26 protein-coding genes and 1 tRNA gene are annotated in these 26,607 nt (G+C 47.7%); 6 read left to right on the top strand and 21 right to left on the bottom strand.

Annotation, left to right across the window (positions count from 1 at the left end):
• Position 1: 1 nt before the first annotated feature.
• Both floT and MBEAL2_RS00495 read right to left on the bottom strand, forming a co-directional pair.
• Positions 2–1,516, bottom strand: a complete 1,515-nt coding sequence (gene floT, locus MBEAL2_RS00500) for a flotillin lipid rafts scaffold protein FloT (RefSeq protein WP_047150379.1) — start codon at positions 1,514–1,516, stop codon at positions 2–4.
• A 16-nt stretch (positions 1,517–1,532) separates the two neighbouring features.
• Complete coding sequence (locus MBEAL2_RS00495; RefSeq protein WP_047150378.1) at positions 1,533–2,063, bottom strand: NfeD family protein; 531 nt, start codon at positions 2,061–2,063, stop codon at positions 1,533–1,535.
• A gap of 185 nt (positions 2,064–2,248) precedes the next feature.
• Between MBEAL2_RS00495 and MBEAL2_RS00490 the strand changes: the two genes are divergently transcribed.
• Entirely contained in the window at positions 2,249–3,226 is a 978-nt protein-coding gene (locus tag MBEAL2_RS00490) for a cation diffusion facilitator family transporter (RefSeq protein WP_047150377.1), read from the top strand.
• A gap of 4 nt (positions 3,227–3,230) precedes the next feature.
• Positions 3,231–4,265, top strand: a complete 1,035-nt coding sequence (gene ytvI / locus MBEAL2_RS00485) for a sporulation integral membrane protein YtvI (RefSeq protein ID WP_047150376.1) — start codon at positions 3,231–3,233, stop codon at positions 4,263–4,265.
• 29 nt (positions 4,266–4,294) lie between these two features.
• Here ytvI and MBEAL2_RS00480 read toward each other — a convergent pair whose 3' ends face one another.
• Both MBEAL2_RS00480 and MBEAL2_RS00475 read right to left on the bottom strand, forming a co-directional pair.
• Positions 4,295–5,071, bottom strand: coding sequence for an ABC transporter ATP-binding protein (locus MBEAL2_RS00480; RefSeq protein WP_047150375.1), 777 nt, complete (start codon positions 5,069–5,071; stop codon positions 4,295–4,297).
• 65 nt (positions 5,072–5,136) lie between these two features.
• The gene (locus MBEAL2_RS00475) at positions 5,137–6,201 is read right to left on the bottom strand and encodes an HD-GYP domain-containing protein (protein WP_047150374.1); all 1,065 of its coding nucleotides are present in this window, start codon (positions 6,199–6,201) and stop codon (positions 5,137–5,139) included.
• A gap of 663 nt (positions 6,202–6,864) precedes the next feature.
• On the opposite strand from MBEAL2_RS00475, the gene MBEAL2_RS00470 reads away from it, so the two are divergent.
• Both MBEAL2_RS00470 and MBEAL2_RS00465 read left to right on the top strand, forming a co-directional pair.
• A complete protein-coding gene (locus MBEAL2_RS00470) occupies positions 6,865–7,461 on the top strand; it encodes a DUF502 domain-containing protein (protein ID WP_152667653.1) in 597 nt (198 codons plus the stop codon).
• 119 nt (positions 7,462–7,580) lie between these two features.
• Positions 7,581–7,898: a hypothetical protein gene (locus tag MBEAL2_RS00465; protein WP_047150373.1), complete on the top strand. Its 318-nt coding sequence runs from the start codon at positions 7,581–7,583 to the stop codon at positions 7,896–7,898.
• 160 nt (positions 7,899–8,058) lie between these two features.
• Here MBEAL2_RS00465 and MBEAL2_RS00460 read toward each other — a convergent pair whose 3' ends face one another.
• The 4 genes from MBEAL2_RS00460 to MBEAL2_RS00445 all read right to left on the bottom strand — a co-directional run bounded on the left by MBEAL2_RS00460 (position 8,059) and on the right by MBEAL2_RS00445 (position 11,264).
• Positions 8,059–8,256: a hypothetical protein gene (locus tag MBEAL2_RS00460; RefSeq protein ID WP_047150372.1), complete on the bottom strand. Its 198-nt coding sequence runs from the start codon at positions 8,254–8,256 to the stop codon at positions 8,059–8,061.
• Positions 8,257–8,426: 170 nt separating this feature from the next.
• Positions 8,427–9,560 (bottom strand): alanine dehydrogenase, encoded by a 1,134-nt coding sequence (gene ald / locus MBEAL2_RS00455; protein WP_047150371.1) that lies wholly within the window; start codon positions 9,558–9,560, stop codon positions 8,427–8,429.
• A gap of 202 nt (positions 9,561–9,762) precedes the next feature.
• A complete protein-coding gene (locus tag MBEAL2_RS00450) occupies positions 9,763–10,998 on the bottom strand; it encodes a PucR family transcriptional regulator (RefSeq protein ID WP_047150370.1) in 1,236 nt (411 codons plus the stop codon).
• A 179-nt stretch (positions 10,999–11,177) separates the two neighbouring features.
• A tRNA-Leu gene (locus MBEAL2_RS00445) sits at positions 11,178–11,264 on the bottom strand.
• A gap of 209 nt (positions 11,265–11,473) precedes the next feature.
• Here MBEAL2_RS00445 and MBEAL2_RS00440 point away from each other — a divergent pair.
• Positions 11,474–11,929: a PilZ domain-containing protein gene (locus MBEAL2_RS00440; RefSeq protein WP_052947332.1), complete on the top strand. Its 456-nt coding sequence runs from the start codon at positions 11,474–11,476 to the stop codon at positions 11,927–11,929.
• A 93-nt stretch (positions 11,930–12,022) separates the two neighbouring features.
• On the opposite strand, the gene MBEAL2_RS00435 is transcribed toward MBEAL2_RS00440, so the two are convergent.
• The 10 genes from MBEAL2_RS00435 to uvsE all read right to left on the bottom strand — a co-directional run bounded on the left by MBEAL2_RS00435 (position 12,023) and on the right by uvsE (position 21,353).
• Positions 12,023–12,730 (bottom strand): 50S ribosomal protein L11 methyltransferase, encoded by a 708-nt coding sequence (locus MBEAL2_RS00435; protein WP_052947331.1) that lies wholly within the window; start codon positions 12,728–12,730, stop codon positions 12,023–12,025.
• Between the two features lie 348 nt (positions 12,731–13,078).
• Complete coding sequence (locus tag MBEAL2_RS00430; RefSeq protein WP_047150369.1) at positions 13,079–13,693, bottom strand: SCO family protein; 615 nt, start codon at positions 13,691–13,693, stop codon at positions 13,079–13,081.
• A 154-nt stretch (positions 13,694–13,847) separates the two neighbouring features.
• Positions 13,848–14,462 carry a hypothetical protein gene (locus tag MBEAL2_RS00425; protein ID WP_047150368.1) on the bottom strand — a complete coding sequence of 205 codons (615 nt, stop codon included), beginning with the start codon at positions 14,460–14,462 and terminating at the stop codon, positions 13,848–13,850.
• A gap of 34 nt (positions 14,463–14,496) precedes the next feature.
• Positions 14,497–15,456 carry a heme o synthase gene (gene cyoE / locus MBEAL2_RS00420; protein ID WP_047150367.1) on the bottom strand — a complete coding sequence of 320 codons (960 nt, stop codon included), beginning with the start codon at positions 15,454–15,456 and terminating at the stop codon, positions 14,497–14,499.
• Between the two features lie 27 nt (positions 15,457–15,483).
• Entirely contained in the window at positions 15,484–16,425 is a 942-nt protein-coding gene (locus tag MBEAL2_RS00415; protein ID WP_047150366.1) for a COX15/CtaA family protein, read from the bottom strand.
• Positions 16,426–16,439: 14 nt separating this feature from the next.
• A complete protein-coding gene (gene ctaD / locus MBEAL2_RS00410) occupies positions 16,440–18,071 on the bottom strand; it encodes a cytochrome c oxidase subunit I (protein ID WP_047150365.1) in 1,632 nt (543 codons plus the stop codon).
• Between the two features lie 15 nt (positions 18,072–18,086).
• Positions 18,087–19,028, bottom strand: a complete 942-nt coding sequence (coxB, locus tag MBEAL2_RS00405) for a cytochrome c oxidase subunit II (RefSeq protein ID WP_052947330.1) — start codon at positions 19,026–19,028, stop codon at positions 18,087–18,089.
• 273 nt (positions 19,029–19,301) lie between these two features.
• Positions 19,302–19,913 (bottom strand): NUDIX hydrolase, encoded by a 612-nt coding sequence (locus MBEAL2_RS00400; protein ID WP_047150364.1) that lies wholly within the window; start codon positions 19,911–19,913, stop codon positions 19,302–19,304.
• 26 nt (positions 19,914–19,939) lie between these two features.
• Positions 19,940–20,281, bottom strand: a complete 342-nt coding sequence (locus tag MBEAL2_RS00395) for a toprim domain-containing protein (protein ID WP_369405446.1) — start codon at positions 20,279–20,281, stop codon at positions 19,940–19,942.
• A gap of 88 nt (positions 20,282–20,369) precedes the next feature.
• A complete protein-coding gene (gene uvsE, locus MBEAL2_RS00390) occupies positions 20,370–21,353 on the bottom strand; it encodes a UV DNA damage repair endonuclease UvsE (protein ID WP_047150363.1) in 984 nt (327 codons plus the stop codon).
• A gap of 101 nt (positions 21,354–21,454) precedes the next feature.
• Here uvsE and MBEAL2_RS00385 point away from each other — a divergent pair, with 101 nt between their 5' ends.
• Positions 21,455–22,867: a dipeptidase gene (locus tag MBEAL2_RS00385; RefSeq protein WP_236692647.1), complete on the top strand. Its 1,413-nt coding sequence runs from the start codon at positions 21,455–21,457 to the stop codon at positions 22,865–22,867.
• A gap of 45 nt (positions 22,868–22,912) precedes the next feature.
• On the opposite strand, the gene MBEAL2_RS00380 is transcribed toward MBEAL2_RS00385, so the two are convergent.
• From MBEAL2_RS00380 to eutC, 3 genes are all read right to left on the bottom strand, one after another.
• Positions 22,913–23,971, bottom strand: coding sequence for a zinc-binding metallopeptidase family protein (locus tag MBEAL2_RS00380; protein ID WP_047150362.1), 1,059 nt, complete (start codon positions 23,969–23,971; stop codon positions 22,913–22,915).
• 140 nt (positions 23,972–24,111) lie between these two features.
• Complete coding sequence (locus MBEAL2_RS00375; protein ID WP_047150361.1) at positions 24,112–25,695, bottom strand: amino acid permease; 1,584 nt, start codon at positions 25,693–25,695, stop codon at positions 24,112–24,114.
• Between the two features lie 27 nt (positions 25,696–25,722).
• On the bottom strand, positions 25,723–26,601 hold the full coding sequence (gene eutC / locus MBEAL2_RS00370; RefSeq protein WP_047150360.1) for an ethanolamine ammonia-lyase subunit EutC: 879 nt from the start codon (positions 26,599–26,601) through the stop codon (positions 25,723–25,725).
• Between the last annotated feature and the right edge of the window lie 6 nt (positions 26,602–26,607).

The raw sequence follows: 26,607 nt of genomic DNA, 5'->3' as shown, positions 1-26,607 counted from the left end.
TCTATTCTTTGATTTCTTCCACCGCACCAGAATTCGGTATGGGCTGCAGGGCAGGCGCACCCGGCTGTACCTTATTTCTGGTTAGTCCTTTAATCAACTGCTCCAGATCGATTCCAGAGACATCCTTCACCATCTGCGGCGCTGTTGCCATGAGGGAAGTCACATAATTGCTCACACGGGCCGCTCCTTCCCCTTTTCCGGTATCAACCACAGTTAATTTATCGATGCCTCCGAGCGGCTCTGCAATCTTGCCGGCCAGCTCAGGCAGCATTTTCACGATGATGTCGAGAACCGCAGCTTCGCCGAATTTCTGGAACGCTTCCGCCAGTTTCTCTTTTGCCTCCGCTTCCGCCAGCCCGCGCAGCCGGATAACTTCTGCTTCCGCCGTACCTTTTGCGCGCTCGGCTTCCGCAATCGCCAGCCCGTCAAGCCGCTTCTGCTCCGCCATCGCTTTTGCTTCCGCTTCAATCTTGTATTTCTGCGCATCTGCTTCCCGCATCCGTTTTGCTTTTTCCGCCTCCGCAGCCTGTTCAACCGCATAGCGATCGGCATCCGCTTTCTTCTTCACTTCTGCATCATACTGCTTCTCGCGGCGAAGAATCTCCTTTTCTTCCAAGTCGATTTCCCTTTCCTTACGGACAAGTTCAACCTGCATTTGTTCTTCCACTACTGACTGCTTCGACCGCGCTTCCTGAATAAAATACGCCTGGTCTGCTTCCGCTTTCGCCATGTCCTGTTCCCGTTTAAAGGAAGCTACTTTCAATTCCTTTCCTTTTGTTGCCTCGGCGATGTTTGTATCCCGCAGCAGTTCCGCCTTCTGCCCTTCTTCTTCTGCGAGGGCCTTCTTAATCCGCGAGTCGCGAATCGCTTCGGCTTCCGCGATATCCGCATCACGCTTCACGGCAGCAATTCTTGGTTTCCCGAGTGCATCAAGGTACCCGTGCTTATCCCTCACATCTTTAATCGTAAAAGAAACGATCGCAAGGCCCATCTTGCGCAAATCCTTAGCAGCAACCCCCTGCACTTCCTGGGCGAATCGGTCGCGGTTGCGGTATACTTCCTCCACTGTCATTGAGCCGAGAATCGCGCGCAGATGGCCTTCCAGCACTTCCTGCGCCTCTCCTTTCAGGGCCTCGATTGGTTTTCCCATAAATTGCTCGGCAGCAGTGGCAACATCTTCCGTCGTACCACCGATTTTAATAATGGCTACCCCGTCTGCCATAACCGGAACCCCCTGCTCCGTATAGACTTCCGGCGTTGAAATATCGAGCTTGTGAGAAAGCAATGAAATAAATTCCGCCTGCTGGAAAATCGGCAGGATAAACGATCCTCCCCCTCGCACGATTTTGATGCTGCTCCCCGACTCGTCTGTCTGCACATTCTTGCTTCCCAGAAATGTACCGGTCACAATCATCGCCTCGTCAGGCCCTACTGTTTTATAACGCGCCCAGAAGGCCAGGCCCAGGATGACGAGCACCCCAACAACAACAACTGGTATTACTAAAAAACCAGGCATTTACCTCTCCCCTTTTCTACATGTCCTCATAACGTGAAACAAGAAGGGTGTCGTCTTTTACATCAATGATTACAACCCTTGTTCCCGCTTCAATTGCTTCTTTGTCAAAGCTCGCAGCGATTTGGTGTGTATTCCCCGCTCCCATTTTCACAAGAATTTCTCCATACCCGGCGGGGGGAATCGGGGTCATGACTTCTCCGATTCGGCCGACGAAATCCTGAATGGAGAAACCGGTTGAATTTTCGGTATTTCTCATTGGTTTCACATAGAGAAAATAAATACAGATGGAGAGCAGAACAGCAAGCAGCAGGGAGAGCAAAACAATCACGCTTATACTCAAAGAAGAATATTCCGTCAGTACAATCCCTGCTCCCCCAAAAACGGTAACCGCTCCCACCACTACGGTTGGCTGAATAAAATGCACACTGTGTCCTGGCAAGAAATCGAACAGTCCGCCAAAGAGATGACCGATAAAATCACCAAAAATAATAGCAACAATAGCGAAAAGGGCACCAAAAATGAGGCATCCCCAATAAACTTCAATCATTCGGCTATCCCCCTTCCCGCTTTTCTGTCAGGCACCCGCCTAGCTACCATTATATACGCAAAACAAAAACAATAAGTTCCAAAAAATTAACATTTTTTCTAAGAATAGAATTATTTTCCCCTCTTTCCATTCCTTAAATTTTGGGTAAAGGAGAATAAAGGATAAAATAGACAGGAGGCGGAGACATGGCTTCTCCATGGGAACTCGTGAAAAAAGGAAACGCAACGTCGGCAGCGGCTGCTGCAGGAAATACAGCGCTCGCGCTTGTCAAAGGAGTGGCGGCTTTCTACAGCGGAAGCGGGACAATGTTTGCCACTGCTATGCATTCTGTCGCTGATGCGGTCAACCAGGGCTTTGTCTTTACAGGGAGCGTGCTGGCAGAACGAAAGCCTACCCGTCGTTTTCCGACCGGGTTCGGGCGCGTAATTAACATTTTCTGTATGGTTGCGGTTATTGTTGTAACCATTATGGCCTACGAAACGATTCTTGAAGGGTTTCATTTACTGAATCACCCTGCACAATCGAGCCATTTCTGGCTGAATTTCCTTATTCTCGTTCTTGCAATCGGAACCGATGGATATGTATTAATTAAAGCAATGAGGGAAATTGTAGAGCAGTCCCGTGTAGACGCGAAGGGCCTGGGCATCGTTCCGGCTGCTTTTCGGCACGTCAAGCGGGCGGCACCGCCGACAAGGCTCGTATTCTATGAAGATCTTGTCGGTACAAGCGGTTCTCTGCTTGCCTTAATTGCCATCATGATCGGGCATTTCACAAATATAGCCATACTTGATGGAATCGCAACGATTCTAATCGGCTTTCTTATGGTAGGCGTGGTCTTTCGGGTAGGTTATGATAATATGGTGGGGCTTATTGGCGTTGCTGCTCCGCGGGTTGTCGAGGAAAAAGTCGCGAAAATCATTCTTTCAGATTCCTGTGTGACAGATATTAATATGATGAGAATTACACAGGAAGGCCGGTTCTATCATGTTGAAAGCTATATGGAGCTTCAGCCCGGCCTTTCACTGGCAGATGCCGATGATGTAAAATTCCGCGTGCAGGATAAACTGCTTAATGATGCCGATATTGCAGATGTAACGCTTGGAATTATTGAAGATAATGGGGTGAGAGACTGGACCCCGGAAAAATTAAATGAATTGGAGTAAACGTATGCCGGCCCTTCGAAAAACGTTTGTGCTTATTATTCTTGCAGTCGTATGCTTGCTGTTAATCCCGTATACAATCCCTTTTCTTCTTGCTTTGCTGACAGCGATTTTTCTGGAACCGCTCGTTAGCTTTGCTATCCGCACGTTCGCTATTAAAAGAATTCTGGCAGTTACACTCGTCTTTCTTTTGTTTTTTGCTATTTTTGGCATAGGCGGCTATCGTCTCGGATCCGTGCTCGTTATACAGAGTATGGAATTAGCCGGGAAACTTCCTGCCTTCTTCTCCAGTTTGTCTGAGTTTATAGACAAGTACACAGGAAAATGGGAACGGTTCACGACTTCCCTGCCGTTTGATGCGATATCTACAGTACACCAGCTTACAGAAGGCCTGAAGAATTCTGCGACAAATGCAGCGGGTGCGATTACAAAGTTTGCCCTCGGCGGAGTTGCCAGCATCCCGGGCCTCCTCATCGTTTCAATTATTTACCTGATCTCTCTCTTTCTTATCAGCATGGATTTGCCCCGCCTGCGGAGAAACTTCATGGCTCTTTTTACCGATTCTGCGCGCGAAAAGGTGGAACTCGTATTGAGCCAGCTTTTCCGCGCTTTTATCGGCTTTCTTCGCGCCCAGGTCATTTTGAGTTTGCTTACGTATGTGCTTACTCTCATCGGCCTCTTAATTCTCGGTGTCAACTATGCGCTGCTGTTCTCGCTCATTATTGTTATTGTGGACATTTTGCCTATCCTGGGCGCAGGTTCTTTTCTTGTGCCGTGGGCAATCTACAGCTATGCGAACGGCGATACACGATTATGCATCGGTTTGCTTATTCTGTTCGTCGCCATCACGGTCATTCGGCGGGCGGTTGAACCGAAGGTGCTCGGTTCCAGCCTCGGAATCAGCGCACTGTCCGCACTCGTGAGTCTGTATATCGGCTTTCAGCTTCTCGGCTTTATCGGCCTCATTCTTGGCCCGGCTCTCGTTATTGTTTATGTATCGCTCCGCAAGGCCGGTTTTCTGAAAATAAAAATTGATTTTTAAAAATGTCGAAGGCAACCCGGTGCAGCACGCTAGACAATTTGCAGCCACGGACGCCCTTTTTGCCATCTTACTTCTACCTTTGTATCAAAAAAGTTGGTAAGACTTTCTCCTGTTAAAACATCAGATGCCAGGCCGGCAGCGAAGACCTCTCCTTGCTTTAACAATAACGCATGTTTAAAGCCGGGGGTAATTTCTTCAATATGGTGTGTAACGTAAACGAGCGTCGGCCCTTCCGGCTGCTCTCCCAGCTGTTGAATCGTCTGGAGGAGTTGTTCCCGTGCGAAAATGTCGAGCCCTGTGGCTGGCTCATCAAGAATGAGCAGCTGCGGGGAAGCCATAAGGGCACGGGCAATAAGCACTTTTTGCTTCTCACCCTGTGACAGAGTCTGATATAGCCGGTCCTTCATCGGAAAGCATCCCATCTGCTCCAGCAGGGCTTCTGCCTTTTCCACATCTTCTTTATCCGGCCGTTCATAGAGAAGACCCATGGAGGCAAGCTTCCCGCTCAGCACAATGTTCGTTACAGCTTCGTTCCCATAGAGCTTTTCCTGCATGGAAGAGCTGACCCAGCCGATCGATTTCCGCAATTCACGCAGATCATATTCGCCGAACTTCTTCCCCAGCACACTGATTTCTCCTGTGGTGGGCCATATGTATCCGTTTATAATATTAAGAAGGGTCGTTTTCCCCGAACCGTTCAACCCGAGAATAGTCCAGTGCTCCCCTGGCTCTACAGCCCATGTTACCTGTTTCAGAATCGCCTTCTTATCACGCTTCCAGCTTATATTTTTACAGTCAATCACCATTTTCCATCCTCCCGTTCCTCATTATGCGGCAATATTTAGAAATTTTTTGAAACAAGTATACCTTATTAGGAGTTTAAAACCGAATCAATGAATACGGTTGTCTCTTTGCTTAAGTCTACTTCTTTCACTTCCGGCTCGTCATATTCATACTTTCCCCTGTCCTCCCTGTTCTGCTTAATCACGCGGATAATCGGACGGGACGGCAGGCCTTTGTGCTGCCCCACAACAACGCCTATCTCTCCGGTGCTTAAATTCACCGAACTTCCGGTCGGGTACAGAGCAATAGAGCGAAGGAATTTAATAACAATATCGTGGTCAAACCGCTTTCCGGCCAATCCCATTACATATTCACTCGCTTCATAAGGAAGCATCGTCGGCTCGGCAGATAACCCGGAAATCAAGTTATCATAAAAATTCGTCACAGCAACGATTTTGGCAAACTCGTGTATTTCAGCACTGGAAATCCCCCGCGGTTCCCCTGTACCGTCAATAAATTCATGGTGCTGGAGGGCAACATGCGCGGTTGCAAGACTTAGTTCGTGCTTTTTGCGCAGTACGTTAAACCCGATCCACGCATGATGATCACCTTCCTGCGTATAATGGTGACGAAGCGGATCGTCGCTCTGAAGCGCTTTTCCCGCATCATGAAACAGAGCGCCAAGGGCCAGTTCTTTTAATTTCGCTGTGTTGTAACCCATATTCATACCGATAATCGTAGACATGATACATACGTTTAACGAATGCACAAAGAGCTGGTTATCCTTCGTCCGAATATCGGTTAAGTTTAGCAGCACGTTTTTCTGCCGCAAAATCTCATCAACAAGGTTTGTCATCGTTTTTGATACCGTCTTGGTGTCAAATTCCTTTCCTTCCTGTACACACTGGAGGGCATCCGCCACATTAGAAATCGCTTCACGCCTCGTTTCTTCGGAAACAACGTCTTCGATAACGATATCTTCAAACTGTTTATCCTTTATGTAAAGAACGGTTACGCCGATGCGATGGAGCTTCGTAATCATACCGGGAGTTAACAGAACCCCCGCATTCAATAAGGTTCTCCCATCACTCGTATAAATGCTCCTGGCAAGAACCTGTCCAGGTTCTACATAATCTAAGCTGATTTGGCGCATGAATTCCTCTCCCCCTGTACAGTTCTTTGTATAGCTTATTATATCTCACTCAATCAGGCAGTGTCAGGGGGGAGCAGCAGGCTTGCCGCAAAAAAATACGAAGACCCTGTCTCTCCTTCATTGCGGAGGAAACCAGGGTCTTACGCTGCTTCTTTCATATCCACTTTTCTTGCAAACGTCCTTTCATACTAGCAAGCATGCCGTGCATGCTTCATTCGATATTTCCAGTTCAGTAAAATCCCACATGCCCATAGCTATAAGAACAGCTGTGTATGGCATGCTTCGCTTACTTATGTCACCGGACTATCCCCTTTCCGATAGAGTTATCATATCAGCTCAGGATTATGGTCCTTTTTATTAAATGACAGACAGTCGCAACAGGTAAGGGAAGCGCTGTTTCTGCCCGGTAATGATCCCGAACTGAAAGCTAGCATGTCAATTGCTGTTTGCCTTCCTTTCTTTTTGTTTTTTCTTACCTGTCTTTAGCCTATATCAATCCTTTTGTAATGTAAATATTCATATAATTTCAATTAAGCTGATGTAAAGATATTATTAAATGTAAACGCTTTATACCTCGCCTATTCTTTGTTTTTCGTCCATTATCTTATCGATTTAAACTTACCTGAAGCAAATCATGTTATTCTAGAAAAAAAGAAAAAGGAAGTGAGTCAGCTGAAGCGATTTGTAAAATGGTTTTTAAACGGATTACTCGTTATCGCACCTATCGGAGTTACGATTTATATCGTTGCCTATCTCTTTACTTTGATTGACCGGCTTGGAAAAAAGCTGCTTATTTATTTTTCTCTCCCCACTGTTACCGGCATGGGACTCCTCATTACCCTGCTCCTCATTACAGTGGTTGGTTTTTTCAGCCAGATGTGGCTGAGCCGTAAGCTATTAGAGTGGACGGAAAAACTAATTGAACGATTTCCTGGGCTGAAGACCATTTATGGGATGGTAAAAGATACCGTTGAATCATTCATCGGAGAAAAGAAATCCTTCTCCCAGGTTGTTCTCCTGACGGAAGAAGACGGGGCGAAAAGAGTGGGATTTCTTACAGCGGAAAACGTAACAGCGTTGGGGCTTGCTGAGTCCTATGTTGCTGTCTACATTCCCCACGGCCTGCAGGTCAGCGGAGAATTGAAGCTGTATCCGAGGGAAAGGATTGAATTCATTTCCATGCCCGTGGAAGAAGCGATGCGATTTTGCCTGACCGCCGGTGTGGCAATGAAAAAGCAACCGGCCAGCAAGCAACATTAAAGTAGAAACGTTTCCTTCTCTGAAGTGGTTTCCATTTAAAGTAAAAGGGGTAAAAAAAGCACATAGCCCTGCATACGTTATATGGAATCTCAACACAACAAGAGGAGACGTGATTCACCGTGCAGAGAACCCTAGAGCACCAAGAAGAAAAAATATCGATAACGACGGTTGCCAGTTTAGGCTTTGCGATTTTATCCCTTGCTCTTTCTATCGTTACGTTTTTTACATACTATTCCGCTTTCCTCTATCCTTTACTTATTCTGCAGTGGGGATTTGTCATCGCCGGCATTTACCTGGCCGTGAATAACTACGGCATAGTTAAGCAGCATTTCGGGTACAATCAGCTTTTGCTCAACGCTTCACTGGTAAGCATCGTCCTCGGCGCCTTTAGCCTGTTGCTCATTAGTAGTTTCTCTTATTTGTTAATAAAATTTTAAGCGAGAAAAACATCGCGTTCATCGCCCGCAATGCAAAAGTCTAAAACGAAAAACTTGATTTTATCCATTAGTATAGAAAAAGAACTTACAGGATATGTAAGTTCCTTCTTTTATTTATCGGCTTTGCGTTTAGCTGCTTTGTCCGGCCTGGCTGCTGTTCTTACCTGCCACCTTGACCGCCACCGCCTTGACCGCCTTTTTGACCACCTTGACCGCCTTTTTGGCCGCCGCCCTGGTTGCTTTGTGATTTCGTGCCGCTTTTACCGGCGTTTCCATTATTGTTGTTTCTTCCACATCCCGTGGTAACTAGCGAGAAAACCATAATGGTCGCAACGATATATGCCATCCATTTCTTCATCTCTACCCCTCCTTTCTATGATGTCTCTTTGTAGTATGAGCGTCCAAAAGAATTTTAAAACATACAGAAATAATTCCGTCCGTTTACGTGCGATACAGGGGTGGTAACGAGTACAGTAACTACATAAGGATAAGAAAGGAGCACCTGCGGGAGGTGCTCCTTTCTCACTGTTATACAGTTACCGTTCCGTTGTTTAAGATTTCTTTTACGTTAACATGCGTGTAGCCAAGCGCATCAGCCACCGCTTTGAAGGTTACTTTTCCTTCAATAACGTTAATGCCGCGGGCCAGCGCCGGATTGGCAAGCGCCGCTTCACGATATCCTTTGCTTGCGATTTGTACAGCATAAGGAACCGTAACGTTTGTCAGGGCCAGTGTGGAGGTACGGGCTACAGCACCTGGCATATTCGCCACAGAATAATGAACAACGCCATGCTTCACATACGTTGGATTGCTGTGTGTTGTTACTCGGTCAATCGTTTCAATCGAACCGCCCTGGTCAATCGCAACGTCTACGATAACCGAGCCCGGTTCCATTTCTTTTACCATATCCTCAGTTACAAGACGCGGTGCGCGTGCACCCGGAATGAGAACCGCACCGACAAGAAGGTCTGCTTCCTTAACGGCCTTAGCGATGTTATAGCGATTTGACATAAGCGTCTGAACGCGGCCCTGGAAGATTTCATCAAGGTAACGCAGTCTGTCGGGGCTAATATCAAGCAGCGTAACGCGCGCGCCCATGCCGAGCGCGATTTTTGCTGCGTTCGTTCCTACGATTCCGCCGCCAACAATCGTAACACGGCCTGCTTCCACGCCAGGCACCCCGCCGAGCAGTACTCCTTTTCCGCCGTTGGACTTCTCAAGGAACTGGGCACCGATTTGTACAGCCATGCGTCCGGCTACTTCACTCATTGGAGTCAGAAGCGGAAGCGCACCGCTGTCTAACTGGATTGTTTCGTAGGCGATAGCGATGACCTTGTTGTCAACGAGCGCTTTTGTCAGATCAGGTTCCGGAGCAAGGTGAAGGTACGTAAACAACACTAATCCTTCTTTGAAATACTGAAATTCTTCAGCGAGCGGCTCTTTTACTTTCATAACCATCTCAGCCGACCAGGCTTCTTTTGCAGTGGAAACGATTTCCGCCCCTTCCTGCGCATATACATCATCCGCAAAGCCGCTTCCAATACCTGCTTGCGTTTCCACAATGACTTCATGTCCTGCATGTACGAGCGCAGCTACACCAGCCGGTGTAATCGCAACACGGTTTTCGTTATTTTTTATTTCTTTAGGGATTCCTACTAGCATTTATATAACCTCCTTATAATAAGCAACGGTGCATGTCTTACCTTATCTATTATTTTATGTATTTTTCATGAACTTTTCTTTGTTGTAAACTGTAAAAATGCCGTTTCTTATTTGTGGAATTCCACAACTCCCTTTTTCATAAACGCCGCTACGTTTAGAATGTCCTGCCTAAAAAAAAGAATCCCACCACAAGGGATTCCTGTCATTTATATTTTCTCATCTTTAAATCAAGAAAAAGCATGACCCGATCATTTGGATCATTCAAATCGACGCCGCCTACTTCTGTAATGCGCTTAAGACGGTAGCTCAACGTGTTCGGGTGGATATGCAAACGCTGTATCGTTTGGTTTATTTTGCCCGTCGTCGCAAGGAATGCCTCAAGCGTATCTACAAGGTTGCTCTGATTTTCCCGGTCATAAGCAAGAAGGCGCTCAAGCTTCGTGTTTGTATAATTCATTTTTTCATTCCATTTCTTCATTTCGGGGAAGAGGCGGTACATACCAAGTTCATGATAGCCTTGCACCTCGCCCAATTCCTCTGGAAGCGCCTTTTTTAAGTGGATGACTTCAAGCCCCTGCTGGTAACTCACCGCAATCTTCGTTACATCACGCACCGGCTGGCCGTGCCCCGCTATCATGCTTTCTTTTCCGAAGCGGCGGTTAAGACGCTTATGAAGCTGCCCGACAAATGTTTTACTTGCCTCATGCATCTTCTCCTCCTCATCCCCATTCATACCCGCCAGAATGATAAACTGGTTCTCATCAAAAACCCACATCGGAATATAGCGGACCGGGAAAAAATCGCCGAGATTTGAAAACAGGTAGTCCAGTTCCTTTTGCAGGCTATGCCAAACCTCACCTGAAGAGCGAAACTCGAAGACGAGCACCTCCATGACCGGCGGCAAATACACCTGCAGCTGGGCTGCTCTTTTTTCAATCTCCCGCCGTTCCGCCGTTCCGCCGGACAGCACTTCCCAAAAAAACTGCTGCCTCTTTTCTTCATTCTTTGTTTGCCTGTCTTTGCGGTGAAGCATGCGCGGCATCGCCAGCCGGGCAGCCCACTTTAGGATGGAGAAATCATGCTCCGTTAATGGACGCACCGCCTCCTGTACCCAGATATAGCCAAGAATCTCCTGGCCGCGGCGAATGGAGATAGCTACACGGTCGTTCAGCCCTACATCCTTCATGGCCGGAATACGAACCGGCTCGTCGCTGTGCATAAGGGACTGGATGACGCCATCCTTCCAGAAACGTACAAGAACCGCTTCCGGTACCTTTCGCCTCATGATCGTTTCCATTCGAACCGGGTCGGTCGTTTCCCCGTGCGTGCTGTACGCTACGACATGGTGATTCATGTCTTCGATTGTAATTGGATTGTCCAGCCGCTCCGTAATCATATCGGCTAATTCCATCAAATCGGTGAATTCAATATGTTCCATCCAGCGTCCTCCTTCCTTAACACTTTAAAGCGAAATATAATTTCCTATACTAAAAAAAGCCGCCATAACAGCGACCTTTTAAACGTAGTATGTATTTGCTATGGTGCATCTGCTGTCAGCAGATACTACTGATGTCATTCTAGCAGGAAGTAATTCAACGTAGTTAGAATGACAATTAATGGTGCGGATGAAGGGACTTGAACCCCCACGATATTGCTATCACTAGAACCTGAATCTAGCGCGTCTGCCGATTCCGCCACACCCGCATATAATGTGTTATAGTTCTTTTTTATCATTTTCAAAAAATAACAAGGGAATTTATCACACAAATCGAAAAAATGATCGTAGAATGATAGTACCACATAAAATCAGTGTCGGTCAAGTAGAAAGATACGTGCATTTTCGACACCTTTCTTTTTCCGGCACAGTGTACTAACTACATAGACGAACAGCGATCTCATAGGATGTGAAGATAATGGACAACGAGAATAATCGTGAATTCTTTCGGCTTGCCTTTCCGCACCCCCTCGTTTCAAATGTAACGATCATACAAATAAAAGGCAATGCAATCGATTCAGGCAGCACAAAAGTCCTGATTGAAGATGTTAGCTTCGGCGGCCTCCGCTTTATCTCCCCGATGAAGCTTCCGGTAAATCCGCACGTTATCTTAGAGTTTGAAACGATTATCCTTAAACAGGAAGTGCAATTACCTGGATATGTCGTATGGAAAAAAGAAGGCCAAAACGGTTTGCATGAATATGGGGTAAGATTTACGATTGATGACAGCGAATTCCCCGGTATCATTCAGCTTTTTAATAGACTGGAAATTCGCATGCGCCGGAACCCGCTGGTATCCGATTGCTGGTTTACGACGGAAAGTAAAGAACAATTCTTTAACGATGAACCGTCTTCTGTTGAATCTGGAAAGTGAGCAAGGGGGAAGACCGCTCTCCTCCCTTACTCCCCGCTCAGCCGATTTAAAAATCGCAAGGTCCGTTCGTTTTGTGTCTGCTCAAAAATTTGCTCAGGGGTTCCCTGCACTTTTTTCCACCGTAAACAGAAGGGTAAACCACTCATCATCCATTTGCCTGCTGCGCAGGGTAAATCCGGCTTGTTCATAGGCGATCCGAACCTGTGGCTCCACCCACTCTACAATACCTGAAACGATCGCCGCTCCTGTACCCTTTATGAGCCTCCGGCATGTCTGCACCTGGCGAACCGCTTCTTCTCCGCCGATGTTGATTACGATCAAATCGTACATGTTCTCACCTTCCAACCGGTTGCCATCCCCTTCATATACTTCAATAGTATGGATACCATTCAGAGAAGAAAGATGCTGAATCTCGGAAGGTGAAGAAGGATTGATATCGGCTGCCAGAACGGACGCCGCCCCCCTCATGGCGCAATAGACCGAAAGAATACCGGACCCCGCCCCGATATCAAGGACCGATTTGCCCTGGATATCAAGCTGCTCAATATACCGCAGGCAGCTCTGTGTCGTCGCGTGCTTTCCTGTACCAAACGCACCCCCCGGTTCGAAAATCATCCGGTAGCGCTGCGGGTATTTTCCCTGTGCCTCTTCCTGCCTCCATACCGGAATAAGCACAAGTTCATCCGAGATGACTTCAGGCTGAAAATACTCCTTCCAGTCGTCTGTATGCTGCAGTTCCGGCTCCTTCCATCGGACAGCAATGATCTCGAAAGAACGAAGATGCTCGCGAAGTACGTCCATTGATTTCCCGGCCCTTCCCCTATCGCTGCCCCTTCCGCAATAGCTTCGTATGTAGTCACAAAGACGTTCGTATCCTTCACCTTATAGTCATAGCCATCCGAAATCCGCACAACCTCAATCGGGTTATCCACCCAGCTGTTTTCAAATCCTATCTCAGCAAGCAAATATAAAACCGACTCTGTATCAGTTTCCGGAGGCAGCTCCACGCAGTACTCAATCCAATTCATCCTATTTCTCCTTCTTCGTTTTCTATTTCTTCCTCTATCTTCGTCAAGTATTTTCCCATTCAATCTTAAATGGAAGCAAAAAGACCCTTTACCATGTGATAAAAGGTCTTCCCCTTTGTTATTACAGCGAATCATTCACGAGATTTCTAATGTCATCCACAATATCATCATTGTTCATTTCACTGCCCATCTTATAAATCCGCCGGATGTTTTCATTTCCGTCTACTAAGAACAACTGATTGGAATGCATGAAAAGCCCGCCCTGCTGTTCCTCGGCCAGCACTTTAAATCCGTCAAGCACCTGCTTCGTCTGCTCCGGGGTGCCGCGTAAAAACAGCCAGCCATCCGGCTGAATATTACGGGCATCCGTATACTTCTGCAGTACTTCTTCTGTATCCCTTTTCGGATCAAAAGTAATCGTCATGAGAAGCGCCTTCTTGTCCAGTATCGCTTCCTCTTTCAACCGCTTCTGAATCCGCTGCAGATTGACATTGGTCGCCTGGCAGATGTCCGGACAGCTCGTGTAATGGAAGGAAACCAGACGCACCTTGCCATCTGAATCGTGCAGGGCAACCCTTTTTCCGTGCATATCACTTAAAGTAAAGTCAGGTGCCCGGTCAACGACAGGCAGGCGGCTGGCTCCCCACCACAGCTGGTAGCCGATGGTGAGGATGACAGCAGCAATAAGAAGGGTAGCGACGAAGGCAAACCCATAGCGTTTTATAACAGCCGACATGGCTTCATTCCACCCCTTATTCTCCGGACTACTCCCTCGTTGTCAGCCTGGATAAGTACATGAAGAGGAAGAATAGAGCGATTGGAAAAAGCATATATCCCATTGCGTAAAAGATAATCCCCATGCGATTCCCTCCCTATGGTTATTTACCTAACTACCGAAGCTTCAAACCGCACCATTCAGCAAACTGTCCGATCTGGATGAAATCACACTGGATGAATACGAAAAGCCCCATAATAACGGTGTATATCCATACTGCTGTAGAGGCAGGAATGAAACGATTCAGCGCTGCCTCATCCTTTTTCATCATGAAGAAAAAAGCGCGAAGGTATAATACAACACTAATCGCAACAAGAATCGCCATAAAGGATTGGACCGTTACATATACTGTCCAGGCAGCCGGCCCAATCGCTCTGTACTGCTGAATCAGCATCCAGTCAAAAAACAAATACCCAAGCGAAGCCAGCATAGCCAGCCCTAGAAACGCCCCTGCCGCTGCGGTTTTGTGCTTCTTATAGCTAATTCCCCCAGCGAGCGTACACACGCCGATAAGCAGGAGCAGAATGACATTATAATTGACTAGATTTTGTACCCCTGCAGGCAAAGTAATCGTAAATACGTCCGGCGACCAGCCGCGAAGATATACATTCGATACGATGAACACGGCGAACAGAAATGTGAAAGAAATCAGTCCAAGCCATATGCCGAGCTGAGCGTCGTCTCTTATTCCTTTTTTCGGAAGCTGATTCTCATGAGAATGTACAGCCATTTCTATACCTCCCTAAGGCAGTGTCCGGATGCGCTTACACCCGGTCAATCATGACAAGCACAGTAAACATAACGAGGTAAACAAGCGAATAAACGAAGGACATACGTGCAAACTTCATTGTGTCTTTCATGAAAAGTCCGCTTACATTTAAGGCTACATACCCTGCTCCGAGCAGACCCATGCCAATGAGATAAACCCTGCCGACTTCGTGCAGTCCATAAAACAGCAATGTAACGGGCACGAGAGCCGCTGTATACCGGAGAATGTGACGTTTGGTTACCTCAAAGCCGCGAACCGCCGGAAGCATCTGAAACCCGGCATTGCGGTATTCGTCGGCACGGCGCATGGCGAGTGCAAGGAAGTGAGGGCACTGCCAGATAAACAGAACAGCGAACAGAACCCATGCCGTTGCGTCCATTGTCCCGGTAACAGCCGCATAGCCCATAACCGGGGGCATCGCGCCGGACACTCCACCCACGAGCGTATTAAGCGTTGTTGTCCGCTTCGTCCACATCGTGTACACCACTACATAGAAGAACAGGGCAACGATGCCAAGCAGAGCGGTTAACGGATTAAGGGAAGCGAGAATGAGCGTTCCGACAATCCCGAGAATAATCCCCATCCGGAGTACAGACTGCGCTGAGATGCGGCCCTCGGGCAGCGCCCGGGTTTTCGTGCGCGCCATAAGCACGTCAAGGTCCCGCTCAATGTAGTTATTCAGGGAGGTACCCGACATAATCACCAGGGCGGAACCGAGCATAGCAAGAAGAGCTGTCCCAAGAGGAAGCGGCCCATCGCACGCAATCCAAATCCCGGCGAATACAGTCATTAAATTGGACACTGTAATTCCGACTTTTGTTACAGATAAGTAATCCCGCCAGCCGCCTTTCGGCTTTCCCTCGGAGAGCGAAGCTGATTGAGTGGCTTCTTCTGCGGAATTTTCATAGGAAACAGTTGCTTCTGTTAACGTGTTTTCAGAAACAGGAGTGTCCATGTAAAAACCTCCCTTGTTGATGTAACGCTAGCTAATGTTTTCTCTCGATTTCTCATTATCAGGAACAACGACTAAATTCCGGCGCCCGACAAGTTCAGCGCCTATCTTAGCCTGGGCGGTCATAAACACGCCAACACCAAGCATAAGGGCACCGAGAGCAAGGTGCACAATATCAGCCACAACAGCCAGCTTGCTTATAAGCGTAATAAACCCGGCAACAATCTGAAGGGTAAGCAGCCCTGCCATTGCATAGTTTAGCTCCCTTGCTACCTTCTTCTGAAGTGAATAGAACAGCGTAAACATAACCGCACCGGATATGATAAAGGTCGCAAACATGTGAGCATATCCGAACCCTTCTGCCACAACAGAAGAAGAGACGATGCTATTGAGCAGTCTGAGTTCGCCTTTCACCCAGATTGCACCGGCGTCACTGTGCTTAATAAAAGCCCCTAACACGAATTGAACATAAATAGCGATCGTTGCAACAAGGGCCGGTTTATAGAGAGAACGAACTCTTTTATCCGGATGGAATTGATTTGTCTTTCTACGGTGTTCGCTTAGTGTAACCGCTGTAAGCAGAACATACGTCGAGAATAGCAGCATCGCTACACTTACATCCATAGACGTAAAACCTGGCGGCAATTTATGCAGAACATTTACGCCGCCAAGCACGGCGACAATAATAAGGAGAACAACAGACAAGTAAGCCAGCTTACTTGCAAGGGGGCTTTCCTTTCGCTTCCGCCATCCGGCATACAGATTCCCAAGAATCATAAAACCGATAACAGTCGACAGCATCCGATGTGTATACTCAATAATGATTTTCCCTTCCATTGGCGGAATGACCTTGCCGTTGCATAACGGCCAGTCAGAGCAGGCAAGGCCCGCATCAAAGCCTACAACGAGGCCTCCGCCAATAAGAAGCAGAAAGATGGCAATTGTGGTTGCGAAAGGTAAGCGATATCCCATAAATAATTCCTCCGTCAGGCTCCGAAGGACTTCTTGGCTGTGTATTTCTCCTGCGGCGGCTCCCCAAACTCATACGGCGCCGCTGTTACATATGGCATCTCAATGAAATTATGCTCTGGCGGCGGAGACGAAACCGTCCACTCGAGCGTTTGTCCGCCCCACGGATTGGCAGGTGCTTTTGCACCTGCACGCAGGGCAACCCCCATCGTAACGACCATCAAAATCGCAGAAAAACCGATTAAATAGGAACCATAGGTGGCGATATCGTTCGCCATCTGCAGCCCTTGCTGATAATCAAACACACGGCGCGGCATTCCTTTCATTCCAATATAGTGCATGGGGAAGAATGTAAGGTTTGTGCCAATGAAATACAACCAGAAGACCCATAAGCCCATTTTTTCATTATATATTCTACCGGTAATTTTCGGGAACCAGTAGAAGATCCCGCCAAGCACAGCCATCATACTTCCACCAAATAACACGTAGTGGAAATGCGCAACAACAAAATACGTATCATGCATATGCATATCAATCGGCACGGCGGCAAGATAAATTCCGCTTATTCCACCGATTGTGAACAACCCTATAAATCCAAGCGTGACGAAAAGCATCGGTGTGGCGTACCAGTTCGCACCTCTCCACAGTGTAGCCAGCCAGTTAAATATTTTAATGGCCGAAGGCACGGCAATGATCATCGACGTTACCATGAAGGGTACACCCGAAGCGAGCGGCATTCCCGCTACGAACATGTGGTGTGCCCAAACGAGGAATCCGAGGAATCCGATGGCAACGGAAGAGTAGGCAATCGCATGATACCCAAAAATCGGTTTCCTGGCGAATACAGGAATGATTTCCGAAACAATTCCCATCGCTGGAAGAACCATAATGTACACGGCAGGATGGGAATAGAACCAGAACAAATGCTGATACAGCATCGGGTCACCCCCTGCGGCTGCATCATAAAAATGCGTGCCAAAGTGGCGATCGAATAACAGTGTGGTAATAGCCCCGGCAAGCGCAGGGGTACCAAACAGCTGAATAAACGATGTAATAAGCGAAGACCACACGTACAGCGGCAGACGGTTAAACGTCATGCCGGGGGCACGCATGTTGAAGACAGTCACAATAATATTAATAGAACCGAGGATAGATGACAACCCGAGAATGTGAACGCCAGTAATCCAAATATCTAAACCCAGACCCTGCGTTTGGATGCTGTATGGCGGATACGCAGTCCAGCCAATATCGGGCATTCCGAAGTAGAAACTGCTGATGAAGACAGCTCCCCCAAGAATAAACAGCCAGAAAGCGAGGTTGTTCATCCGCGGGAAAGCCATGTCATGGGCCCCGATCATAATTGGCACAAGATAGTTACCGAACGCGGCCGTAAGCATCGGAATCATGAAAAGAAAAATCATAATGGAGCCATGCATCGTAAACATCTGGTTAAAGAAATCAGGTGACTTAACGAAATCCGGCATCCCGGGCGTTAACAGCTCCGTACGGATAATAAGGGCACATGCTCCCCCTACGAAGAAGAAGAGAAGGCAGGCAATTCCATACATAATCCCAATCTTCTTGTGGTCAACAGTCAGCAGCCAATCGCGTACAAAGGACGGTTTTCTCGTTTCAACAGAAGCCTCCATTCAAGTCACTCCTCTCTACTTAAGGGTTTTAATATAATCTGCAATCGCTTTTGCATCCTGCTCCGTTACCTGCTGAGGCGGCATTGGCCCCGAGAAACCTTCAGGCAATTTAGCAGCAGGCTGCATAATCGATTCAATGATATATTTCTCATCGTATTTGACAGTACTTCCATCAGCGAGTTTGTGGTCTGTTCCAAACTTGCCGCCCCAGCCCGGGCCTACTAGCTTATTCTGATCCGTTGCGTGGCAGGCTAAGCATCCCTTTTGTTCTGCAAGCGCTTTACCTTCACTGCCTGCTCCTCCGGCCGGTGCACCTGCGAGAGCTGACTTGCCCCCTGATTTCACAAACTTGTCAAAATCACCCTGGCTTACAACGCTTAGCTTGGACGTCATCATGGAGTGCATGGTTCCACAGTATTCGGCACAGTAGATTTTATAGTTTCCCACTTTCGCCGGACCTGACCAGAGCTGTGTTTGCCTTCCCGGTACGGCATCCTGCTTAATCCTCATTTCCGGGATCCAGAAACTATGGATTACATCCGCTGAAGTGATTTTAAACAAAACATTTTTCCCTTCCGGAATTCGCAGATCATTTGTTGTTTTAAACCCTTCCGGGTACTGGAAGTCCCATCTCCACTTGTGACCGGTTACATTAATTGTGTAAACATCTTTTGGCGGGGTTTGAATGGCGTACGTCATCTGTGAACCGTATATCCCGATTGCTACAAGAATAAGTGCGGGAATAACCGTCCAAATAATTTCAATCTTGGTGTTCCCATGAAGGGCGACCCCCTGTTTATCCGCTCTTCTTCTGCGGTAACGAAATAGAAAGATAAACAGAAGCATTTCAACCAGAACAAAAATAAAGAGAGAGATCCACGAAATGAAAACAAACAACGAATCTACTTGTTTGGCCATTTCATTAATGGCCTCGGGGAATAACCAGCTTAAACCCACCCTGCACACTCCTTTCCTCATCATCCGCATAAATAAAAAAACAAATCCATTTGTGTATAATAAATAACACTCATACAGTGAATACCATATAAATGTTATCAATTTTCCATTATTTTGTATAGTGCTTTCAACATATGAATGCCTGGGTAGAATTATGTACAAAAAAAGCAAAGGCCGTGTTATACCTTTACTTTACCATTTTTCTAAATTTTTAAACAGTTGTCTTCTCTACTAAATTTCATAAAATAGCCACATCTCTTTTTTTGTTCTCTTCTATTTTATTAACGAAATAAATTCATACATAATCCGCGCTGTCAGGCCCCAGATAATTCTCCCCTCATACCGGTAAAAAAATTCAGGCAGCCGGGTCGTCCGCCACTTGTATTCCTTCCCGTCCGGTATGAGTTCAAATGGAAAGTCCTCCTCCGGCTTTACCCCGAGACGAATATAATGCACTTCAGGTTCTTCCTTGAGGAAAAAATCAAGCGGTACATAGAAGACTTCCTCGACTTCTTCTTTATTAGGTGAGATTTTTTTGTGATCATTAATTTTGCCGACAAAAGAATAGATGGAGGAAGCGTGGGGAGGAATTAAGACGCCAAGGCTTTCAATAATTTGTACGTCCTCTCTTTCAAGCCCGAGCTCCTCACACGTCTCTCTAATCGCCGCGTCCTGTTCTGTCGCATCGGCTTCATCAATCTTCCCGCCGGGAAAGCAGATCTCGCCTGGCTGTCTTTTCAGTGTATGAGCCCGTATCTCGAACAACACATGAAGCTCTCCGTTTATTTCGACCAGCGGGATCATGACCGCTGCCCTCATTAAAGGAGCGAATCCAAATAAATTAAAAGATCGGTTACTAATCCGGTTCTGAATCTTTTCAATCATTGCTCTCCTGCCCACTCCTTTTCTTGTTATAGAATCATGGCTTCGTCTATTTCTATATGTGCATCCCGTAAAACTTTCGCTAAATACTCGTACGGTGTGCGGGCGATTTCCGCATAGCTTTTTCTTGTATAGAGATGGCTTGCATTTGGAAACTCCTGCTTCAACTGGTCGCGCAGCTTTTGTCCCGATGAATCTTCGTCCACAAATATGTAGACGTCAGAATCACCGGTTTGTGAATAAAGATCCTCAAGCTTTTTGCTGCCCAGCGTTCCATACGTACAAATAATTTCCACAGGCTCAGCAATGATTTTCTCAAGTCGTTTTTTATCCGTTTTTCCTTCCACGATAATTACCTTATTGATCATCATCCCAATCACCTCGCCACATTATCGCCATCTTTTCCTCTACTCTTTTATTATAAGGCTATTCCGCTGCGGTAAAAAGCGAAACCGCACATTACTTTGGATGGATTTCAAAGCTTCCCCCATTAATAAACCGCACGCCGTTTGTTTCTCCCTCTTCCTTTACCCACTGTGCCAGCCGCAGAACAGCATCGTCCTTTTTCTTTGCTTCCACCATGACATCTACGCGCGGAGTATACCTGGCAAGCTTATGCAAAAAAGGAAAAAGGTCATCAGGGTTTATGTAATCGGCGTGGCTGCGCTTATCTTCCGGACCTCGCGGGCTTGAGATATGCATCTTCATCGGTAGGGGAGAACTACTCCACCTCTCAACAATCCTGGGAAGGAGATGTAAAATATCATCCTCTTCTCCCTGATGATTGCAGCGATGATGATGAATATCGAGCACCATAGGAATTTTGAGCGACTCGGACAATTGGAGAGTGTCTTCTGCGGTGAATATTTTGTCATCGTTTTCAAGCATGAGACAGGAGCGGATTTCCTCTGGAACCTCTCCCCAGTTATCAATGAACCGCTGTATTGCCTTCTCCTTATTATTGTAGGCGCCTCCAACATGAAGCACGCAGCGGTGGCGGGGTGGAATGCCCATCGCTTCCAGCATCCGGATATGATGGCGCAGAACCGCAAGCGACGTTTCAAACACCGGCCGGCGCGGAGAGTTTAATACAACGAAATGATCCGGGTGAAAATCCGCGCGGACATTGTCATCCTTTATAACAGTTCCCAACTTTGCAAAAGCATCGGCCAGAGGCTTCATGTAATCCCACCCTTCGGTCAGCTCGTGTCCAACGAGCGGAATCAGGCGGGAGGAAAGGCGGAAAAATTTAATATCATGCGCTCTGTTATGGTAAAGCAGGCGAATGCAGCTCTCAATATTCTGTTCCGCCAGATGCTCAAGCTTTCTTAACCCCGCCTCCCTGTCGGCAATCGTGGCGAACCGTTTTGCCGTCATCGTTCTGGAAGGCGAGGCGTTGGCAACATGTACACTCATTGCCACGTGACCGAGATGAACTTCCATACATATCCCCCTTTTTTCTTTAGCATACCCTCGCTGGGTTCATTCACACGCTTTGAAAATTCGGCCCCGTTGTACTAAGCTTAATAAAGGAACTTCTATTGATGAATAAAAAAACGGAAAGGTCGGGATCGTTGATGAGCCATACATATCACACCTATCTTGCGGAAAACAGAAACACGCATCTTGGACAATTAAAAGATTTACTCAGCATTCCAAGCATCAGCGCACTTTCTGAGCACAAAACAGACATTAGCCGGGCAGCGCAATGGATAGCGGAGGCGTTAAAAGCAGCCGGCATGGAAAACGTGAAGGTTATGCCGACAGCCGGAAACCCGGTTGTCTACGGCGACTGGCTCCATGCGGATAGCGATACGACCGCGCTCGTATACGGACACTATGATGTACAGCCGGTTGATCCGCTGGAATTGTGGCAGACGCCGCCATTTGAGGCGGACATAAGGGAGGACAAGATTTACGCTCGCGGAGCTACAGATGACAAGGGTCAGGTGTTCATGCATATTAAGGCTGTAGAAGCCCTGCTGAAAACAGAAGGAAAGCTTCCGGTTAACATTAGGTTCTGCATCGAAGGGGAAGAGGAAGTCGGCAGCCCCACTCTCGAAAGCTTTGTTAAAGAAAATAAGGAATTGCTCACAGCAGATGTGCTCGTCATATCCGATACCCCGATGCTTGAAAAAGGCAAGCCGGCGATCTGCTACGGCCTGCGCGGCCTTTGCGCGATGCAAATTGACGCAAAGGGAGCGAAGGGAGATTTACACTCCGGCATTTATGGCGGAGGTGTGAGCAACCCCCTCCATGGGCTCGCAAACATTCTCGCTTCCTTTCACGACAATGAAGGCAGGGTCGCAATTGAAGGATTTTATGATAAGGTAACGCCGCTGACGGAAGAAGAGCGTGAAGCATTCCGTGCACTGGGCTACGATGAGGAAAAAGTAAAAAGCGAACTCGGTGTAGGTGAATTATATGGTGAGCAGGGCTATACTTTCCTTGAGCGCACCTGGGGACGCCCGACGCTTGAGATCAACGGGATGTACGGCGGTTTCCAGGGGGAAGGGATTAAAACCGTACTTCCGGCGGAGGCGCACGCTAAACTGTCCTGCCGCCTTGTAGGCGAACAGGATCCTATAGAAATCCAGCAGCTAATCGAAGAACACGTGAAAAAGCATACGCCGCCGGGTGTTGAAATTAGTTGTACCCGCATGGATACCGGGCGCCCTTTTATTACGCCGCATGATCATCCCGTCATCCAGGCGGCAATGCGTGCGTACGAAAGTGCGTACAACGCTACGCCTGCCCTGACGCGAATGGGCGGCTCCATTCCGATTGTGGAGGCGTTCGGGCGCCTGCTGGGATTGCCTGTCGTATTAATGGGCTTTGGCCTGCCGGGAGAGAACTTCCACGCGCCGAATGAACATTTCCACCTGGAGAACTTTGATAAAGGCCTCCTTACGATTTGCGAATACTGGAAACAGCTTGCCCAGACACAACTCAGGTAAAACAAAAGGCGCCGGAATTTCCGGTGCCTTTTAATATGGTCTGTTCTAATCTTCAAGAGGGTGGAGGCTTTCTTTTCCGGTTAATCCGGTAATCATGTCGGTTAACAGCGCAATCTCTTCCTCCACGTCCTTCAGGCTGGCTGTTTCGACAGGTGAATGCATGTAGCGGAGCGGAAGAGAGACAAGCGCCACCGGCACCCCTCTGCCGGTCAGCCGCAATTTATCCGCATCGGTCCCTGTTGTTCTTGGAGTTAGCTCATATTGCAGGGTTATGCCTAGCTTCTCTGCGCTTTTTTCCAGCAGGCGGTTGATTTTAAAATTAACCGGCGCACCTTTGGCAAGAACAGGGCCGCCATCAACATCGATTTCACCATGTTTATTTGTATTCACCCCCGGATAGTCGGTGGCAAACGTTACGTCGCAGGCAATGGCCATCGTAGGCTGGATGGCTGCCCCGGCGAAATAAGCACCCCCCATGTTCGTTTCTTCGTTAACGGTGCTCACTGCGTAGACACCTACGCTGCATCCTTTTTCGGCTACACGTTTTAACACCTCTGCGACGATGAAAGCACCGGTCCGGTTGTCGAGCCCTCTGCCGCTAATCCTGTCGTTCAATAAGAACTCCGGCTCCCTTTTATAGACGGCAAAATCACCAATCTGCACATACTGCGCGATTTCTTCTTTACTTCTCGCCCCAGTGTCGATATATAAGTCTTCCATCTCCAGTTCGTCTTTTACCCCGCCGTGGTGCTCCGCGTTTGCTCCGATGACTCCTATGATTCGTCCGTTGTAGCCCAGCACCTCCACTTTCATGCCAATGGCAGGCTTCGGGCTGATTCCCCCTACTTTATTTACGTAAATAAATCCCTTGTCATCAATCCTGCTGACAATGAAGCCGATTTCGTCGCAGTGCCCGGCCAGGAGGACTTTAAACGGAGCTTCGGGATTGATAATACCGATGGCATTGCCGGCGGCGTCTGTTGCGATGCAATCCGCGAATTTTTTTACATAGGCAATCCATTTCTTTTGGATCTCCATCTCTAAACCTGATGGTGAAGGTGTTTGTAATAGCTCAACAAGAAATTTCCTCGATTTGTCGTCCATCATTTACCTCCTTATATTCCTTTACTAGTATTTCACCACAAAAAGGGGAGTCTGACCAGTTTGGCCAGACTCCGGGTTCCCTAGTTAGCGACCACAATTTTTTTGAACACCTTTCTCTCCCCCTTTTGTGAAACATAAACTTATGCTGAAGTCGTAATCCGTTCATTTACCTCACGATAGCTTCCAAGGTGGGGACCTTTAAAACTCTTCCGGGCCCGAACCGCATAAAGGATTAATAACAGCACAATTACTGTGCCGAAAGTTTTCCCGGTTGCATAGTGCAGTGTATAGTTCTCTGTTAGCGGAATGTCACTCGGAGCTGTTACAAATAAAATCGTAATAAAAGCAATCCATGCAACCGCAATCAGATTAACGAAAACACTCCAGCTTCCCAGCGACCATGGCCCATTGTCCTCTGCCGTCCACACTCCCTTGTATTGGGCCCGCAGCTTAAGGAACAATGGAATGGCATACGAACTATGAAGGCCGATTACGCTTAAAGAAGTAACCACAGCGTATACATTATCGAAAAGACCGCAGCAGAAGGCTAATAGCGCAGTAAGCCAGATGGCATTGGCAGGCGTCCGGAACTTCTGCGATACTTTCCCCCACAGGGTAGACAGCGGCAGTCCTCCGTCACGGGAGAAAGCATAAATCATACGTGAAGCCGACGTAACTCCGGACAGGCCGCAGAACCACATCGCGATCGTTACCATCCAGAGCATAACGCGGCCGAATGTTCCGCCCATTGCCTGTTCAATAACTACGATGAAGGCACTTCCGCCCCCGGCTGCTACTGCATTCGGATCCTTAATGGACATCGTGACAAGGGCAAGCATAAGAAAGCCGAAAATACCGGATACGGCAACGGACAGATACACTCCCCAGGGAGCCCGGACTTTGGCATCGACGGTTTCTTCGCTTGTATGCGCGGACGCATCATAGCCTGTTATTGTCCACTGCGCTTGAAGCAATCCAACGAGGAAAGCAAACCAGTAAGGTGTAGCACCAGCGCCGGTAGCGACTGTAGAAAAGCTAGTGTCAAATAAATAGCTAATGTCATGGGCAGGGCCATAATATACAAGTGCGGCGATAATAATGCCGACCCCAACCATATGATAGATGGCTGAAACATCATTAAGCTTAGCAACAATTCTAATTCCAAAATGATTTAAAAGAGCATGGCTCGCAAGAATGACAGCATACACAAGCAGTGTTTCGCCTTTGGTAGGCTCTCCAAACAGGAGGGAAGAAGCAAAACCGGCACAGCCAAAATCAATCCCTGCCACAACCGTCACTTGCCCGACCATATTAAACCAGGCCGAAAACCATCCCCAGCCCTTCCCGCCAAGAATCGAAGCCCAGTGGTAAATCGCTCCTGATGTTGGGATGGCAGAAGTTAACTCGGCAAGAGAGGCGGATAAAAAAAGAACAAAGATCGTAACAAGCGGCCACCCTATGCCCATGACGGCCGGTCCTCCCTGGTTAAACCCGAATCCATAGAGCGTAACAGCTCCTGTCAGGATGGAAATAATAGAAAAGGAAATGGCGAAGTTGGAAAATCCGCCCATATCCCGCAGCAATTCCTGCTTATAACCGAAGGCGTTTAAATCGTCACCTGCACTCCCTTTAAGGCGGGCCAGCTTAACCCCGCTGTTTGCTTTCATAAAAATACCTACCATTACGATAAGAGCAACAGCAATCAGCGTAAATCCTACTATCATTGTCTAACCTCCTTTTTTATTTCGCTATCATTTATTACGCCGCTTTGCATACGCGATGCCGCTCGCTTTATGTCCGAGGATTTCTCCAATGATGTCAGCAAGATAAGCTCCAGCTTCTACAGGGGACAGGCCGCCTTTATGGATATTGGAAATAACCGTCCGATCGGCTTCTACTGTATTTTCGTTTGGACGGTAGATAATATAGGCACTGACACTCTCGGCTGTAGCAAGCCCGGGACGTTCCCCAATTAATGAAATGACTGCATCACAATCAACAATGGAGGCGACATGGTCCTGCACCCACACGCGTGCCCGCCTGACAAACAACGGCTTTCCCATCGTTATCTTTTTCAGGTTCAGTCCCTGAATGAGCGCAGGAAGCAAATCCTGGACAGTCGCTTCTACTGCGAAAGAGCTAAGGCCGTCGCACACGAGGATTTGAACGTTTTTTCCCTTATCCCCGTTTTTGCTTAGCCACTCTGCCGATTCTTCCGAGAGCCTTCTCCCCGCATCAAGATTCATCAGGTACGTTCTCATATCACTTGCCCGTGTTTTTACTACAGGGAGGACAAGGTCGGCTATGACCTCTTCCGGCACATCCCTCATGACCGCATCCTGTGCCGCGGCGTGATCAATGCGAAACTGGAGATAGCTTGTTGTTTTCATCCGCGTCCCTGTCCGGCCGATTCCGATACGGGCGGGCGTAACCTGCTGGGCCCGCTGAATGATAGCCGGATTATGCGGAGCGTCCACCCCCATTTGTTTATGTTCAGGGAACTGTATCGGTTCACTGCCGGCGCTCTCCTCTTCAGGAATAGAGGATGCAGCGGGCCGTGAGTTTTCAAGCTTTTGTGTGAGTTCCTTTAACACCTCACGAACAATCTCTTCAATTTTTTCGTTTTGCACCTCAAT

It is taken from the genome of Aneurinibacillus tyrosinisolvens (assembly GCF_001015055.1).
Classification (GTDB): domain Bacteria; phylum Bacillota; class Bacilli; order Aneurinibacillales; family Aneurinibacillaceae; genus Aneurinibacillus_A; species Aneurinibacillus_A tyrosinisolvens.
This window is presented reverse-complemented; position numbering and strand designations above follow the sequence as displayed.